The sequence below is a fragment of the Arthrobacter sp. 01T414 genome, from assembly GCF_056398965.1.
Map to the genome: position 1 here is coordinate 76,749 of NZ_JBFTQK010000002.1, position 16,010 is coordinate 92,758.

Annotated in this window: 16 protein-coding genes; 12 read left to right on the top strand and 4 right to left on the bottom strand. The window is 66.8% G+C overall.

Translation table 11 applies throughout. The features are described 5' to 3' along the window. Positions 1-74: 74 nt before the first annotated feature. The 6 genes from AC1DK9_RS05850 to dnaE all read left to right on the top strand — a co-directional run bounded on the left by AC1DK9_RS05850 (position 75) and on the right by dnaE (position 7,267). A complete protein-coding gene (locus AC1DK9_RS05850) occupies positions 75-605 on the top strand; it encodes a cell division protein SepF (protein ID WP_476915293.1) in 531 nt (176 codons plus the stop codon). Between the two features lie 150 nt (positions 606-755). Then, on the top strand, positions 756-1,064 hold the full coding sequence (locus tag AC1DK9_RS05855) for a YggT family protein (protein ID WP_476863576.1): 309 nt from the start codon (positions 756-758) through the stop codon (positions 1,062-1,064). A gap of 149 nt (positions 1,065-1,213) precedes the next feature. Next, positions 1,214-1,891: a DivIVA domain-containing protein gene (locus AC1DK9_RS05860; protein ID WP_476863575.1), complete on the top strand. Its 678-nt coding sequence runs from the start codon at positions 1,214-1,216 to the stop codon at positions 1,889-1,891. 145 nt (positions 1,892-2,036) lie between these two features. Beyond that, the gene (gene lspA / locus AC1DK9_RS05865) at positions 2,037-2,684 is read left to right on the top strand and encodes a signal peptidase II (protein ID WP_476915294.1); all 648 of its coding nucleotides are present in this window, start codon (positions 2,037-2,039) and stop codon (positions 2,682-2,684) included. Next, entirely contained in the window at positions 2,677-3,633 is a 957-nt protein-coding gene (locus AC1DK9_RS05870) for an RluA family pseudouridine synthase (protein WP_476915295.1), read from the top strand. Before lspA ends, AC1DK9_RS05870 begins: the two co-directional genes overlap by 8 nt. A 76-nt stretch (positions 3,634-3,709) precedes the next feature. Next, positions 3,710-7,267, top strand: coding sequence for a DNA polymerase III subunit alpha (gene dnaE / locus AC1DK9_RS05875; protein WP_476915296.1), 3,558 nt, complete (start codon positions 3,710-3,712; stop codon positions 7,265-7,267). A gap of 83 nt (positions 7,268-7,350) precedes the next feature. Here the strand turns inward: dnaE and AC1DK9_RS05880 are convergent, their stop codons facing one another. Next, positions 7,351-7,809, bottom strand: a complete 459-nt coding sequence (locus tag AC1DK9_RS05880) for a flavin reductase family protein (protein ID WP_476863638.1) — start codon at positions 7,807-7,809, stop codon at positions 7,351-7,353. Between the two features lie 206 nt (positions 7,810-8,015). Here AC1DK9_RS05880 and AC1DK9_RS05885 point away from each other — a divergent pair, with 206 nt between their 5' ends. From AC1DK9_RS05885 to nrdR, 3 genes are all read left to right on the top strand, one after another. Continuing rightward, positions 8,016-8,573 (top strand): hypothetical protein, encoded by a 558-nt coding sequence (locus AC1DK9_RS05885; protein WP_476915297.1) that lies wholly within the window; start codon positions 8,016-8,018, stop codon positions 8,571-8,573. 65 nt (positions 8,574-8,638) lie between these two features. Then, the gene (hisD, locus tag AC1DK9_RS05890) at positions 8,639-10,048 is read left to right on the top strand and encodes a histidinol dehydrogenase (RefSeq protein ID WP_476915298.1); all 1,410 of its coding nucleotides are present in this window, start codon (positions 8,639-8,641) and stop codon (positions 10,046-10,048) included. Between the two features lie 163 nt (positions 10,049-10,211). Continuing rightward, a complete protein-coding gene (gene nrdR / locus AC1DK9_RS05895) occupies positions 10,212-10,703 on the top strand; it encodes a transcriptional regulator NrdR (protein ID WP_476863569.1) in 492 nt (163 codons plus the stop codon). A gap of 117 nt (positions 10,704-10,820) precedes the next feature. On the opposite strand, the gene ppgK is transcribed toward nrdR, so the two are convergent. Continuing rightward, a complete protein-coding gene (ppgK, locus tag AC1DK9_RS05900) occupies positions 10,821-11,624 on the bottom strand; it encodes a polyphosphate--glucose phosphotransferase (protein WP_476863568.1) in 804 nt (267 codons plus the stop codon). A 66-nt stretch (positions 11,625-11,690) separates the two neighbouring features. After that, positions 11,691-12,569 carry a type I methionyl aminopeptidase gene (gene map, locus AC1DK9_RS05905; protein ID WP_476915299.1) on the bottom strand — a complete coding sequence of 293 codons (879 nt, stop codon included), beginning with the start codon at positions 12,567-12,569 and terminating at the stop codon, positions 11,691-11,693. A gap of 129 nt (positions 12,570-12,698) precedes the next feature. Here map and AC1DK9_RS05910 point away from each other — a divergent pair, with 129 nt between their 5' ends. Continuing rightward, a complete protein-coding gene (locus tag AC1DK9_RS05910) occupies positions 12,699-12,866 on the top strand; it encodes an SPOR domain-containing protein (protein ID WP_476863566.1) in 168 nt (55 codons plus the stop codon). Between the two features lie 25 nt (positions 12,867-12,891). Continuing rightward, a complete protein-coding gene (locus AC1DK9_RS05915; protein WP_476915615.1) occupies positions 12,892-13,440 on the top strand; it encodes a P-loop nucleotide/nucleoside kinase family protein in 549 nt (182 codons plus the stop codon). Between the two features lies 1 nt (position 13,441). Here the strand turns inward: AC1DK9_RS05915 and panB are convergent, their stop codons facing one another. Continuing rightward, positions 13,442-14,392, bottom strand: a complete 951-nt coding sequence (panB, locus tag AC1DK9_RS05920; RefSeq protein ID WP_476915300.1) for a 3-methyl-2-oxobutanoate hydroxymethyltransferase — start codon at positions 14,390-14,392, stop codon at positions 13,442-13,444. 275 nt (positions 14,393-14,667) lie between these two features. On the opposite strand from panB, the gene glnA reads away from it, so the two are divergent. Next, on the top strand, positions 14,668-16,008 hold the full coding sequence (glnA, locus tag AC1DK9_RS05925; RefSeq protein ID WP_138769615.1) for a type I glutamate--ammonia ligase: 1,341 nt from the start codon (positions 14,668-14,670) through the stop codon (positions 16,006-16,008). Positions 16,009-16,010: the final 2 nt, after the last annotated feature.

The window sequence follows — 16,010 nt, forward strand, 5'->3', positions numbered from 1 at the left end:
ATTGGAAGGTAATGGCGGGGATTCCAGTACAAGTCACTGAGCGGCCCGCAAACGGACACGATTAGGAGTCGACCATGGCTGGCGGTCTGCGCAAGACAATGATCTATCTTGGGCTCGCTGATGGCGACGAACACTACGAGTCCGAGCATCACACCCCGCACAAGGATGAGGACGAATCCATGGAGCACGAACGCGAGGAGCGCCGCGCGCCGGCAGCCGTCCGTGAAGTGCCCCGGGAAGAGCCCTACGCCGCTGAAGAGGAATACCGCGCACCCGTGACACCCATCAAGCGAGCGGCCGCGAGCCGCGAAGAGACCACCGGCCTGCGGCAGATCACCACGATCCACCCGCGGTCCTACAACGACGCCAAGCTCATCGGTGAAAGCTTCCGTGACGGCATCCCCGTCATCATGAACGTGACCGACATGGGCGAGGCCGACGCAAAGCGCCTCGTCGACTTCTCTGCGGGCCTGGTGTTCGGCCTGCGCGGCAGCATTGAGCGGGTCACCAACAAGGTGTTCCTGCTCTCGCCGTCGTATGTCGAAGTCATCGGCGACGACAAGAAGACCAGCGAGACGCAGGCCGCCTTCTTCAACCAGAGCTAGCCGGGATTCCGGTTCGGATGCCAGGCAGGGGACACCTGCCTGGCATCCGTGCTGAAGGATCCGTGTTGAAATAGACGTGCTGGAATAGTTGCGCAACCACTTTCAGGACACTGCGGTATCCGGAATGATCATGGAGATATGAGTTAACTCATGGGAATTGTTTTCGGACTTGTCTATATCGCACTGCTGCTCTTTTTTGTCTCCCTGATCATCCGCCTGATCTTCGACTGGGTGCAGATGTTCGCCCGGAGCTGGCGTCCGCGCGGCGTGGCGCTCGTCACCGCCCACACTGTGTACTCGATCACAGACAAACCCCTCAAACTGCTCGGCCGGATCCTTCCGCCGCTGCGTCTCGGCGGAATCTCGCTGGACCTGGCGTTCCTGGTGCTCTTCCTGGCCGTCTCTGTAGCCATGGGCTTCGCCAGGTACTTCACCTACGCGCAGCCGATCGCCACGTAACCCGGCCGCGGACCCGCTCCGCTGGCCAAAAAGATAAAAACTCCGGTTTGACACTGCGGTGTTGAATTAGAGGAACCAGACCATATTTAGGTACCGTAGTTTTGACGGCCGGAAGGCCTACTGACTAACTAGACCAACGAGGTGACCAGATGGCTTTGACGCCAGAAGACGTTGTCAACAAGCGCTTTCAGCCGACCAAGTTCCGCGAAGGCTACGACCAGGACGAAGTTGATGACTTCCTGGACGAGATCGTCGTCGAACTGCGACGCCTGAACCAGGAGAACGACGAGCTGCGCAAGAAGCTCGCCGAAGCCGGTTCCGGCACGGCCGCCAGCACCTCTGCTGGCGCTCCCGTCGTGGAGAAGGTGCCGGCACCCGTCAAGGCCGAGAAGGAAGACCGCGCCAAGGCAGAAGCCGAGGCGAAGGCCGCCGAAGCCGCCAAGAAGAAGGAAGCCGAGAAGGCTCCCGCTCCGGCAGCAGCACCGGCTCCGGTCGCAGCCACCGCATCCGCAGAGTCCGCCGCAGGCCTGCTGGCCATGGCGCAGCAGATGCACGACAAGCACGTCGCCGACGGCGAGCAGCAGCGCGACAAGATCATCGCCGAAGCGCAGATCGAAGCCAGCAGCCTCGTCAACGACGCGCAGGAAAAGTCCCGCAAGATCCTGGGCGCCCTCGAGCAGCAGCGCTCGGTGCTGGAGCGCAAGGTCGAGCAGCTGCGCGGCTTCGAGCGCGACTACCGGTCCCGCCTCAAGGCCTACATCGAAGGCCAGCTGCGTGACCTGGACGCCCGTGGTTCGGTTGCGGCCCCCGAGGTCGAAGCCAACTAGGACGTTTTACACGTATTCTGAAAGCCGGTGGCTGAGGACTCCTCGGCCACCGGCTTTTGGCATTAACCGCCGCCCTGCGGCCTCCCCAGCAGCCTGCGCGCAAGCCGCAAGCCCCCGCCACCACCGGCACCGGAACGAAAGCACTATGACTGACGCACCAACCCCAGACGCCGCCCAGCCCGCCGACGCCGTGCAGCCGCCGCCCTCCGCGGCCGCCGTGCAGGCTCCGGCGCGCAAACCGCGGCGCGCACTGCTGCTCACCTTGTTCGCCGGCTTCGCGGTGTTCGCCTACGCCTTCGACCAGCTGACTAAACTCTGGGTCACCTCGACCATGACCGAGGGGGAGCGGATCCCCGTGCTCCCGCCCCTGCTGCACTGGTACTACATCCGCAATTCCGGAGCCGCATTCTCGATCGGGGAGAACGTCACCTGGGTGTTCACGATCATCATGGCGGTGGTGTCCGTCGCGATCCTGCTGCAGCTGCGCAAGCTCGGTTCCGCATGGTGGGCGCTGGCGCTGGGCCTGCTGCTCGGCGGCGCCCTCGGCAACCTCACCGACCGACTGTTCCGCGAACCGTCGTTCGCGATGGGACACGTGGTGGACTTCATCCAGCTGCCCAACTTTGCCATCTTCAACATTGCCGACTCCGCGGTGGTGTCCTCGGTGGTCATCATCTGCCTGCTCACCCTGCGCGGCATCGCCCTTGACGGGTCACACCTGTTGCCGCACCGGGACGGCGACGCCGCCGGCCCGGCTGCGCTGGAAGAAAACGGGCGGGAACACAATGTCTGAGCCCGGCAACGCCAGCACGGGAGAACGCCGGCACTTCACCGTCCCCGAAGAGCTTGCCGGCGCCCGGGTGGACGCCGGCCTGGCCAAGCTGATGGATATCTCCCGGTCGCAGGCGGCCACGCTGATCGCCGAAGGCCATGTCAGCAGCCAGGGCAAGGGCGTGGGGAAGTCCCTCAAGCTGAGCGCCGGCGGCGAGCTCGACGTCGTCGTGCCGGTGCGCCGGGACCCCCTTGAAGTTGTGGAGGAAGTTGTGGAAGGCCTGAAGATCCTGCTGGACGACGACGAATTCGTCGTCGTGGATAAGCCCGTCGGCGTGGCCGCGCACCCCTCACCCGGCTGGGTGGGCCCCACCGTGGTGGGTGGCCTGGCCGGCGCCGGGTACCGCATTTCCACCTCCGGTTCGCCGGAGCGGGCCGGAATCGTGCACCGTCTCGACGTCGGCACCTCCGGGGTCATGGTGGTCGCCAAGACCGAGAACGCCTACACGGCCCTCAAGCGTGCCTTCAAGGAACGCACCGTGGACAAGGTCTACCACGCCGTCGTCCAGGGCCTGCCCGACCCGCTGGCCGGCACCATCGACGCGCCTATCGGCCGCCACCCCGGCCACGACTGGCGCTTCGCCGTGATCGAGGACGGCCGCGAGTCGGTGACCCACTACGAGGTGCTGGAAGCCTTCGGCAAGGCCTCGCTCGTGGAGGTGCACCTGGAAACCGGCCGCACCCACCAGATCCGCGTGCACTTCTCCGCACTGCGCCACCCCTGCGCCGGCGACCTGACCTACGGCGCGGATCCCCGGCTGGCCGCCACCCTCGGCCTGACCCGGCAGTGGCTGCACGCCCGGCAGCTTTCCTTCGACCACCCGCGCACCGGGGAGCGGGTCACCGTGACCAGCGACTACCCGCAGGATTTGAAGTACGCCCTCGAGGTGCTGGAGTCCGGCAACGCCTAGCTGTATTCCCACGGAGCTCCGTTGTCGCCGCCGTGCCGGGCACGGGAGTGTCGCTGCCCGGCACTAGAATGATTCGGTGACTTCCAGCAACAACTCGTTCGTCCACCTCCACAACCACACCGAGTACTCCATGTTGGACGGTGCGGCGCGCCTCGGGGAACTCTTCGATGAGACCGAGCGGCTGGGCATGCCCGCCCTGGCCACCACGGACCACGGCTACCTCTTCGGGGCGTTCGACTTCTGGAAGCGTGCCACCGACAAGGGAATCAAGCCGATCATCGGCGTCGAGGCCTACGTCACCCCGGGGACCGCGCGCACGGACAAGACCCGCGTTCGCTGGGGCGAAGAGAACCAGCGCAAGGATGACATCTCCGGCGGTGGCTCCTACACGCACATGACGCTGCTCAGCTACAACAACACCGGCATGCGAAACCTCTTCCGTGCCTCGTCGATCGCGTCCCTGGACTCGGTCTTCGGCAAATGGCCCCGGCTGGACCGCGAGCTGCTGAACACCTACTCGGAAGGCTTGATCGCCACCACGGGCTGCCCGTCCGGCGAAGTCCAGACGAGGCTCCGGCTGGGACAGTACCGGGAAGCGCTCGAAGCCGCGGCAGAGTTCCGCGACATCTTCGGCGCCGAAAACTACTTCTGCGAACTCATGGACCACGGCCTGGACATCGAGCGGCGCGTCACCGGAGACCTGCTGCGGCTGGCCAAGGAACTGAACCTCCCGCTCGTGGCCACCAATGACCTGCACTACACGCACGAACACGACGCAAAAGCGCACGAGGCGCTGCTGGCCATCCAGTCCGGCTCCACCCTGCTGGAGCCCACCTACGACAACGGCGGCTCGCGCTTCGCCTTCTCCGGCAGCGGCTACTACCTGAAGTCCCCGCAGGAAATGCGGGAACTGTTCCGCGACCACCCCGACGCCTGCGATAACACGCTGCTGATCGCCGAACGCTGCGAAGTGTCCTTCAACACGGGCGCCAACTACATGCCCCGCTTCCCCTGCCCGGAGGGCGAGGACGAAACCTCCTGGCTGGTCAAGGAAGTGGACAAGGGACTGCACTACCGCTACCCCCAGGGCATCCCGGACAAGGTCCGCCAGCAGGCCGACTACGAGCTCGAAGTCATCACCTCGATGGGCTTCCCGGGCTACTTCCTGGTGGTTGCCGACTTCATCAACTGGGCCAAGAACAACGGCATCCGGGTTGGCCCCGGCCGTGGCTCCGGTGCCGGCTCTATGGTGGCCTACGCCATGCGCATCACCGACCTGGACCCGCTGCACCACGGCCTGATCTTCGAGCGCTTCCTGAACCCGGACCGCGTCTCCATGCCCGACTTCGACGTCGACTTCGATGACCGGCGCCGCTCCGAAGTGATCGACTACGTGACCCGCAAGTACGGCGACGAACGCGTCGCCATGATCGTCACCTACGGCACCATCAAGACCAAGCAGGCCCTCAAGGACTCTTCCCGCGTGCTGGGCTATCCCTTCAGCATGGGCGAGACGCTCACCAAGGCCCTGCCGCCGGCCGTGATGGCCAAGGACATTCCGCTGGCCGACATCCAGAACCCGGAGGCCAAGCGCTACAGCGAGGCCGGCGACTTCCGGCAGCTGATTGCCACGGACCCGGAAGCCGCGAAGGTCTTCGAGACCGCCCTGGGCATCGAGGGCCTGAAGCGCCAGTGGGGCGTCCACGCCGCCGGCGTCATCATGTCCTCGGACCCCATCATCGACGTCATCCCGATCATGCGCCGCTTCCAGGACGGCCAGGTCATCACGCAGTTCGACTACCCGACCTCCGAGGGCCTCGGACTGATCAAGATGGACTTCCTGGGCCTGCGGAACCTGACGATCATTTCCGACGCCCTGGAAAACATCAAAATGAACCGCGGGGTCGACCTGGACCTCGAGTCCCTGGCCCTCGACGACGCCGCCTCCTATGAGCTGCTGGCCCGGGGCGACACCCTGGGAGTCTTCCAGCTCGACGGCGGGCCCATGCGCTCCCTGCTCAAGCTGATGAAGCCTGACAACTTCGAAGACATCTCCGCCGTGCTGGCGCTGTACCGTCCGGGACCCATGGGCGCCAACGCGCACACCGACTACGCGCTGCGCAAGAACAAGATCCAGGAAGTCATCCCGATCCACCCGGAGCTCGAGGAGCCGCTCGCCGAAATCCTCGGCGGGACCTACGGCCTGATCGTGTACCAGGAGCAGGTTATGGCGGTGGCGCAGAAGCTCGCCGGCTACACCCTTGGCCAGGCCGACATCCTCCGCCGTGCCATGGGCAAGAAGAAGAAATCCGAGCTGGACAAGCAGTTCGCCGGCTTCTCCCAGGGCATGCAGGACAACGGCTACTCGATGGCCGCGGTGAAGACCCTCTGGGACATCCTGCTTCCCTTCTCCGACTACGCCTTCAACAAGGCGCACTCCGCCGCGTACGGCGTGATCTCCTACTGGACCGCCTACCTGAAGGCGCACTACGCGCCGGAATACATGGCGGCCCTGCTGACCAGCGTCGGTGACGACAAGGACAAGTCGGCGATCTACCTCAACGAATGCCGCCGCATGGGCATCACGGTGCTGCCGCCGGACGTCAACGAGTCGGCGCTCAACTTCACCCCGGTGGGCAACGACATCCGCTTCGGCATGGGCGCCATCCGCAACGTCGGCGCCAACGCCGTCGAGGCGATGGTGGCCGCGCGCGAACGCGAAGGCGCCTACACCTCCTTCAAGGACTATCTGATGAAGGTGCCGGCGGTCGTCTGCAACAAGCGCACCATCGAATCGCTGATTAAGGCCGGCGCCTTCGATTCGCTGGGCCATCACCGGCGGGCCCTGGCCATGATCCACGAAGAAGCCATCGACTCGGTCATCACGCTCAAGCGCAACGAGGCGATCGGCCAGTTCGACCTCTTCGCCGGCATCGACGACACCGAGTCCGAGTCCTCGCTGAGCATCGAGATCCCCGAACTGCCCGAGTGGGAGAAGAAGGACAAGCTCTCCTTCGAACGCGACATGCTCGGGCTCTACGTCTCAGACCACCCGCTGCAGGGCCTCGAGGGCCTGCTCAGCCAGCACGCGGACCAGTCCATCACCTCGATCATCGCCGAGGACGGGCCGCACGACGGCGCCATCATCACCATCGCGGGCATGATCACCTCGCTCAGCCGCCGCATCGCCAAGGCCAGCGGCAACGCCTACGCGCGTGCCGAGATCGAGGACCTCGGCGGCTCGGTGGAAGTGATGTTCTTCGGCCAGGTCTACGGACCAATCGCGTCCGTCCTGGCCGAGGACTTGATCGTCGTCGTCAAGGGCCGGCTGCAGCGCCGCGACGACGGCGCCGTGGCCCTGAACTGCATGGAACTCTCGGTGCCGGACCTCAGCGAAGGCCTTGACGGGCCGCTGGTGATCACCATGCCGACGCACAAGGCCACCGAAGCCGTGGTGAACGAACTCGGCGAGGTCCTCAGGACCCACCGCGGCAAGTCGGAGGTCCGGCTGCACCTGCACGGTGACTCCCGGGTGGAGGTCATGGGCCTGCCCGTGCACCTGCGCGTCAACCCCAGCCCGTCGCTGTTCGGCGACCTGAAGGTGCTGCTCGGCCCGACCTGCCTCGACAGCTGACCCCCGTTTCGACGGTTCCCTGCGGGCTCGACGCCGCTAAGCGTCCTGGCGGCAGGGAACCGTCGAAACGGCCCGGTGGCGGACTAGATTTCGTAGTCCAGCGGTACCGGCTGGCTGTAGCTGCCGCCGTGATAGAGCAGCGGTGCGCTGTCGCCGCCGAGCGCGCCGTCGACCACCTCGACGACCACCACGGCGTTGTTCTCGAAGGAAAGCCGCATCTGGATCTTGCCGATCAGCCAGCCGGTCACATCCTTGAGGATCGGCACCTCGTGCGGGCCCAGCGCCCAGTGGTCGCCCTCGAACCGGTCACTGGACCGGGCGAACCGGTCGGCGAGCTCCTGGTTCTCCAGGCCGAGCATGTGCACCCCGATATAGGCGGTGTTGGCAACCGCGGGCCAGGACCTGGAGGTCCGGGCCATGTTGAAGGTGAAACGCGGCGGCTTGGCGGAAAGGGATGCCACCGAGGTGGCGGTGAAACCGTAGGGGACGCCGTTGAAGTTCGCGGTGATGATGGCGACGCCGGCGGCGTGCCGGCGGAACATTTCCTTGAAAGTTCCTTCGAAGGCTTCTTCGGCTGAGGCCACTATGGTTCATCTCCCTGCTGTTCTGCGACTGGTGCTCACTGCCAGCGTATTCCCGCAGGCCGGGCGCGCGGTATTCGGACCCCGTCAGACGGCTATCCCCGCGTCACGTGCCGGGTTGCGGCGTAATGTCCGGTGCCGACGGATCCTTTGTTAAGGTTTCTTGCATGACACAACCCGCGGTGCATCTGCCCGTTGACGACCACGCCGGCGTCCCTGCGCCCGCCGCACCCAGCCGCCAGGGCGGCGCGGTGCCCTGGCGGGGGCTGGCCGTGATCGCCGCGGCGGGTCTTCCGGTGGGACTGCTGTGGTGGCTTCTGGCGCCGACCGGGCTGAACCTCCTCACCCGCGACCCCGCACTCGCCATCGGCAGCAACCCCGAGACGTGGCTTCCCCGGGACCTCGTCCTGGCCGGGCTGTTCCTGCTGGCAGGCTGCCTTTCCGGGGTCTTCCTGGCCGGCAGCAGGCCCGCCCGGCTGGGAACAGCGGCGGTAATCCTGGCAGTCGCAGCAGGCGCCGCCGGTGCCCTGCTGGCCTGGGGGACCGGAGTGCTCGCCGGTTCCTGGTGGAGCGCCCCGGCGGACACGTCGGCCAGCGCCAGCATCGCCTTCTCACTCCGGGCCTACGCCATGCTGGTCATCTGGCCGGCCGCCATCGCCCTGGCGATCTTCTTTTCCACGGTGTTTGGGTCGACGGAGACGGAGCCGGAGCAGGCGCGGACCTGACGCCTGATCCGGGGGCGCTCCGTAACAGCGTCCGGGGGCCCCGCGCCGGCGCGTAAAATGGACGCGTGACCCCAACTGCTGACAGCCCCGTACCCTCTGCCTCCGCCCCGGCAACCCCCGCATCCGCCGCACTGAACTTCCGCACCGTGGACGTGCGCGGGCAACGCTTGTCCCTCGCCGGACTCCGCGCCGCCGTCCCGCGGGCTCAGCATGGCACCGTGGCCGACGCCGAGCAAAAGGTCCTGGACATCATTTCGGCCGTCCGGACGCGCGGCTTTGAGGCGCTGCGCGAGCTGGCGTTGAACTTCGACGGCGTGGAACAAGCCCACCCGCGGGTTCCGGCCGAGGCCCTCAAGGCCGCCCTGGACGGCCTCGATCCCGCCGTTCGCGCCGCCCTCGAGGAGTCCATCCGCCGGGCACGCCGCTTCGCCGACGCACAGCGTCCGGCGAACACCGACGTCGAACTCGGCGAGGGCGCCGTAGTGAGCCAGAACTGGGTGCCGGTCGCGCGTGTCGGGCTCTACGTCCCCGGCGGCCTGGCGGTCTACCCTTCCTCTGTCATCATGAACGTCGTCCCGGCCCTGGCGGCAGGCGTGGAATCCATCGCCCTCGCCTCGCCGCCGCAAAAGGACTTCGGCGGCCTGCCGCACCCCACGATCCTGGCGGCCGCGTGCCTGCTGGGGATCGAGGAGGTCTACGCAATCGGCGGCGCCCAGGCAATCGCCACGTTCGCCTACGGCATCCCCGGCTCCGATTCGGAGTCCGGCATTGACGCTGGCATTGACGCTGTCGATGTTGTCACCGGTCCGGGAAACATCTTCGTGGCCACCGCCAAGCGGCTCGTCAAGGGCGTGGTGGGGATCGACTCGGAGGCCGGCACCACCGAGATCGCAATCCTCGCCGACGCGACGGCGCGCCCCGGCCTCGTCGCCGCCGATCTGATCAGCCAGGCCGAGCATGACCCGCAGGCAGCCTCCGTGCTGATCACCGACTCCGAGGAGCTGGCCGCCTCAGTCCGCCGCGAACTCGAGCTCCAGGCTGCCGGAACCAAGCACAGCGCCCGCGTGCGGGAAGCCCTGTCCGGCCCGCAATCCGGCGTCGTCCTGGTCGAGGACCTCGAACAGGGCATCGCGGCCTGCGATGCGTACGCTGCCGAACACCTCGAGATCATGACCGCGGACGCTGCCGGCGTCGCAGCCCGGATCCGCAACGCCGGCGCGATCTTCGTGGGGGACTACAGCCCGGTCAGCCTGGGCGACTACTGCGCCGGCTCCAACCACGTGCTGCCCACGAGCGGAACGGCCGCGTTCTCCTCCGGGCTGAACGTCACCACCTTCCTGCGCGCCATCCAGGTGATCAACTACAGCAGGAGCGCGCTGGAAGAAGTCAGCGCTCACATCGTCAGCCTCTCCGTGGCGGAAGACCTTCCGGCGCACGGCGAGGCGGTCACCGCGCGGTTCCCGGCCCGGAGCTAGGGCCCCCGCCGGGCGAATCCGGCAGCAGCTGCGCCTGACCACAACATGTAGTAATTACAGGCTTGTTATTCATCAACATCTAGTCGTAAACTGATCCCGAGGCGCCAACTGCGGTGCTTCGGCCCTTGGTGGGGTCCAGGCTTGCGACAGGGGAGGAACCGACGTGTATTGCCCGTTCTGTCGCAACCCTGATTCGCGTGTGGTGGACAGCCGCATCGCCGACGACGGCTCCGCCATCCGGCGACGCCGTCAGTGCCCGGAGTGCGGACGCCGGTTCACCACCGTGGAAACCACCAGCCTGACCGTCATCAAGCGCTCCGGCGTCGGCGAACCGTTTAGCCGCAGCAAGGTCATCAACGGGGTGCGGAAGGCCTGCCAGGGCCGGCCCGTCACTGAGGACGACCTCGCCATGCTGGCCCAGGAAGTCGAAGAAACCATCCGGGCCTCCGGCGCCGCCGAGATCGACGCCCACGAGGTGGGCCTCGCCATCCTCAACCCCTTGCAGCGCCTCGACGAGGTGGCCTACCTGCGCTTTGCGAGCGTGTACCAGGCCTTTGAATCGCTGGAAGACTTCGAGTCCGCCATCGCCCTGCTCCGCCATGAGGCCGAGTCCAAGGGGCTGGAAGGCAAGAACCCGCAGAAGAGCCCGCTCTAGGCTCAAACAAGTTCCGGTGGTGGCAACGGAGGGGAAGCCGCGGCCACCACCGGCTCCACCACAAACCGGCCCGCAGTTGGACAACTGCGGGCCGGTTTCGTTTGTGCGGTGCCGGGGTTACTTCGCGAGCTTGTGCGTCAGTGCAACCTCAATGGCGGCGCCCACGATGCCGGCGTCGTTCTTCAGCTCGGCCGGAACGATCGGCGTGCGCAGTGACATGTGCGGCAGGTATTCGTCCGCGCGCTTGGAGATGCCGCCGCCGACGATGAACAGCTCGGGGGAGAAGAGGAACTCGACGTGGGAGAAGTAGCGCTGGAGCAGCACGCTGTATTCGGTCCAGCTCAGGCCGTCGCGCTCACGGGCGACGGCGGATGCCTTGCTCTCGGCGTCGAACCCGTCGATTTCCAGGTGTCCCAGCTCGGCGTTGGGGACGAGCTTGCCATTGAAGATGAAGGCGGAACCGATGCCGGTGCCGAGGGTGATCACCAGGACAGTGCCGGAGACGCCTTCACCGGCGCCGTAGCGGGCTTCGGCCAGGCCGGCGGCGTCGGCGTCGTTGATGACCTCCACCGGGCGGCCGAGCCGGGCGGTCAGCAGTGCGTCGATGTCCAGGTTCAGCCAGGAGTTGTCGACGTTCGCCGTCGAGTGGACCACACCGTGCTGGATGATTCCCGGGAAGGTCACACCGACAGGGGAGTCGGCCGCGGGGGCGTCGGGACGCTTGGACAGCTCCGTGACAACCTGCGCCACGACTTCGGCCACGGCTTCCGGCGTGGACGGCTGCGGGGTGGGGACGCGGAGCCGGTCGCCGACGAGCTTGCCCTTCTTCAGGTCAACGATTCCGCCCTTGATGCCGGTGCCACCGATGTCGATGCCGATCAGCGGGGCGTTCTTCTTCGACTTCTCGTCCTTCTTGGCCAATGTTGTTCCGTTCGTGGCAGGGGCGGGGTGGGTCTTGTTGTTGATCTTGGAAAGGCGGTGCGGGGATCAGGGAAGGGTCAGGACTTCGGCGCCGGACTCCGTGACCAGCAGGGTGTGTTCGAACTGTGCTGTCCGCTTGTGGTCGCGCGTGACGACCGTCCAGTCGTCGGCCCACATGTCCCACTCGACGGTGCCGAGGGTGAGCATGGGCTCGATCGTGAAGACCATGCCGGCCTCCATCACCGTGTTGTAGGCCGGAGCGGCGTCGTAGTGCGGGATGATCAGCCCGGTGTGGAAAGCCTCGCCCACGCCGTGCCCGGTGAAGTCGCGGACCACGCCATAGCCGAAGCGCTTGGCGTAGGACTCGATGGTCCGGCCGATCACGTTGATTTCACGCCCCGGGGCCACCGCACGGATGGCGCGGCGCAGGGATTCTTCGGTGCGTTCGACTAACAGCCTGGACTCCTCGTCGACATCGCCCACGAGGAAGGTGTAGTTGGTGTCGCCATGCACGCCGCCGATGAAGGCCGTGATGTCGATGTTGAGGATGTCGCCGTCCTGGACCACCGTGCTGTCGGGGATGCCGTGGCAGATGACCTCGTTGAGCGAGGAGCATAGCGACTTGGGGAAGCCGCGGTAGCCGAGGGTCGACGGGTACGCCTTGTGGTCGAGCAGGAACTCATGCCCCACCTTGTCCAGTTGGTCCGTGGTCACGCCCGGCACGATGTGCTTGCCGACCTCCACGATGGCCCGGGCGGCGATCCGCGAGGCGATGCGGATCTTCTCGATGGTCTCGGCGGACTTGACCTCTGAGCCGGTGAACTTGGCCGGGGCGGGTTTGCCGACGTACTCGGGGCGCGGAATGGACGCCGGCACGGCAAGTTGCGGGCTGACTGTTCCCGGGACAAGGGTGCCGATGGGTGCAGTCGAGGTGAGGGAAGGCATAGATTGATTCTATAAGTACCCGGCCGAAGGCCGGAAAATACAGCCGAGAAACAGCCGGACTATCAGCCCGAAAACACCGCCGACCGGGGCCGGGACTCCCGGAACCGGACGCGCACAGGAGGAGTCTTCATGACCGAATACTGGTACAACGTCAACACTCACGAGATCGAGGAAGACGCAATGTCCGACTGGAGCCAGCTGATCGGCCCCTACAAGACCCGCGAGGAAGCCGAACACGCCCTCGAAAAGGTCAAGGCCCGCAACGAGGCCTGGGACAAGGGCGACGACGACGCGTAACGGCCGGGCGGCGCCCGTTGTCCTTCTGGTCAACGGGCTGCCCGGCTCCGGCAAGTCGACGCTCGCGGCCCAGCTCTCGGCCGGGCTGGGCATTGCGCTGTTTTCCAAGGACGCCTACAAGGAATCCCTCTGGGACAGCCGCAGGCGTCCGACGGCGGCGGAGTCGTCCAGCGTGGGCCGCGCCGCTGTGGCCCGCCTCTGGTCCGAACTCACCGAATATCCCGGTCCCGCCGTCGTCGAATCTTTTTGGTTTGCCCCCAGGGACCGGCTGCTCCTCGCCGCAGACCTGGCCGCCGCCGGGAGGACCGCGGCTGCTGAGCTGTGGTGCAGTGTGGATGCGGCTACCGCCAGGCAGCGCTGCCGCGGCCGCCAACGGCACGCGGTCCACCACGCAGCGCATGAGGATGAAGAGCTGTGGCAGCAATGGGCGCAGCACGCCGGGCCGCTGGGGCTGGGCCGGACCCTGCGCGTCAGTACAGCGGGACCGGTGGACCTTGAGGCCCTGTGCCGGCAGGTCCGGCCCCTGCTGGAACCCGAAATCCTGGAACCCGAAACGCTGGAACCCGAAGCTTGAGCTAGAAGGAATGCTCCGGGCCGGGGAAGTGGCCCGAACGGACGTCATCGCCGTAGGCCTTCGCCGCGTCACTCAGGGCGGTCCGCAGATCCGCGTACTGCTTCACGAACTTGGCCATCTTGCCGCCGCGCAGCCCGGCCATGTCCTGCCAGACCAGCACCTGGCCGGTGGTCGCGTTGCCAGCTCCGATGCCGATCGTGGGCACCTCGACGGCGGCGTCCACGGCGGCCGCCGTCGGCGCCGGAACCATTTCCATCAGCACGCAGAAGGCACCGGCGTCGGCCAATGCGACGGCGTCGTCGATCAGCCGCTGGGCGTCGTCGCCGCGGCCCTGGACCCGGTAGCCGCCGAGGGCGTGCTCGCTTTGCGGCGTGAAGCCGATATGCGCCATTACGGGGATGCCGGCCTGGACCATGGCCCGAACGGTCTCGGCGTAGAACTTGCCGCCCTCGATCTTGACCGCGTGGGCGAGCCCCTCCTTGAGGAACCGCACGCCCGTCGCCACCGCCTGCTGGGCGGAAACCTCGTAGCTGCCGAAAGGCAGGTCGGCCACCACGAGGGCGCGCCGCGCGGAGCGGGTCACCGCACGGCAGAGCGGAAGCAGCTCGTCCACCGTGACGGGCAGGGACGTTTCGTTGCCGAACACGTTGTTGGACGCGGAATCCCCGACCAGCAGCACCTCGATGCCGGCAGCGTCAAAGATCTCGGCGGTGTACTGGTCGTAAGCCGTCAGCATGGCGAAGCGCTCACCGTTGAGCTTGGCCTGGCGCAGGTGGTGTGTGCGGATCCGGCCCGCCGGCTTGGCGGCACCATCCTTGGGGGCGGCGCCTGTGGCGTCGCCGCCCGCGGCCGGTGCAGGGGCTGCCTCGGACATGCCGGAGGCGGGGCCGTTGCCGTAGGGGGCAGCGAGTTCTGCGGACAGGGGCGAATCGGGGCTGTTGCTGGGGGCCATGCCATGAGCGTAGTGCGATACCCGGCGTCCTAGCTACCGGGCGGCCCCGCCGGCCCGGTGAGAGCCGTCACAATCGGGGGCGTCCCGGCACCGCAGCGGGGGCGCCCGGACGGCGGTCCGGCGGCCGTTGTGTTAACGGTGTGTTACGCCGGGGCGCTGGGCCAGCAATCGCCGGGAATGCTTAGTAGAGTGATTCGAGAGCAGCTGCGGGCGCCAGCCAGGACGAGTAGTCGGGACGGGTCCGGGGCACGGACGTAGACCCGGAAAGAGGCACCATGGACCGCCAGCAAGAGTTTGTCCTGCGGACGATCGAAGAGCGTGACGTGCGCTTTGTGCGCTTGTGGTTTACCGACGTCGTGGGCTCGCTGAAATCTGTGGCACTGGCTCCGGCCGAAGTCGAAGGCGCGTTCGAAGAGGGCCTGGGCTTCGACGGCTCCTCGATCGAGGGCCTGGCCCGCGTCTTCGAGTCGGACATGCTGGCCCAGCCGGACCCCTCCACTTTCCAGATCCTGCCGTGGCGCGGCGAGACCGAAGCCACCTCGCGGATGTTCTGCGACATCCTGACGCCCGACGGCGAGCCCTCCGCGGCGGATCCGCGCAACGTGCTCAAGCGCAACCTCGCCAAGGCCGCGGACATGGGTTTCACCTGCTACACCCACCCCGAAATCGAGTTCTACCTGCTCAAGTCCCAGCAGCCGGGCCCGGACGGCGCGCCGGTTCCGGTGGACGAGGGCGGCTACTTCGACCACGTGCCCGGCGGCGTGGCGCAGGACTTCCGGCGGACCGCCGTGACCATGCTCGAATCCGTGGGCATCTCGGTCGAGTTCAGCCACCACGAGGCCGGCCCCGGCCAGAACGAGATCGACCTGCGCTACGCGGATGCGCTCCAGACCGCGGACAACATCATGACCTTCCGCACCGTGATCAAGGAGGTCGCACTCCAGCAGGGCACGTACGCGACCTTCATGCCCAAGCCCTTCACGGCGCACCCCGGGTCAGGCATGCACACGCACTTCTCACTGTTCGAAGGCGACACCAACGCCTTCTACGAGGCCGGCGCGGAGTTCCAGCTCTCCGAAACCGCCCGGCAGTTCATCGCCGGCATCCTCAAGCACGCCCCCGAGTTCACCGCCGTGACCAACCAGTTCGTGAACTCCTACAAGCGCCTCTGGGGCGGGGGAGAGGCGCCGAGCTACCTGAGCTGGGGCCACAACAACCGCTCGGCCCTGGTCCGGGTTCCGCTCTACAAGCCCGGCAAGGGCCAGTCCGCCCGGATCGAGTACCGCGGCATCGACTCGGCCGCCAACCCGTACCTTGCCTACGCCGTGCTGCTGGGCGCCGGGCTGAAGGGCATCGAGGAGGGCTACCAGCTGCCGGCCGCCGCGGAGGACGACATCTGGTCGCTGAGCTCGGCCGAGCGCCGCGCCATGGGCCACGATCCGCTGCCGGCCAGCCTGCACGACGCGATCCGGACCATGGAGGATTCCGAGCTCATGCCGCAGATCCTGGGCGAGCAGGTCTTCGAGCACTTCCTGCGCAACAAGCGCGCCGAGTGGCAGGACTACCGCCTCCAGGTGACGCCCTACGAGCTGCAGCGCAACCTGGCCATCCTCTAGGC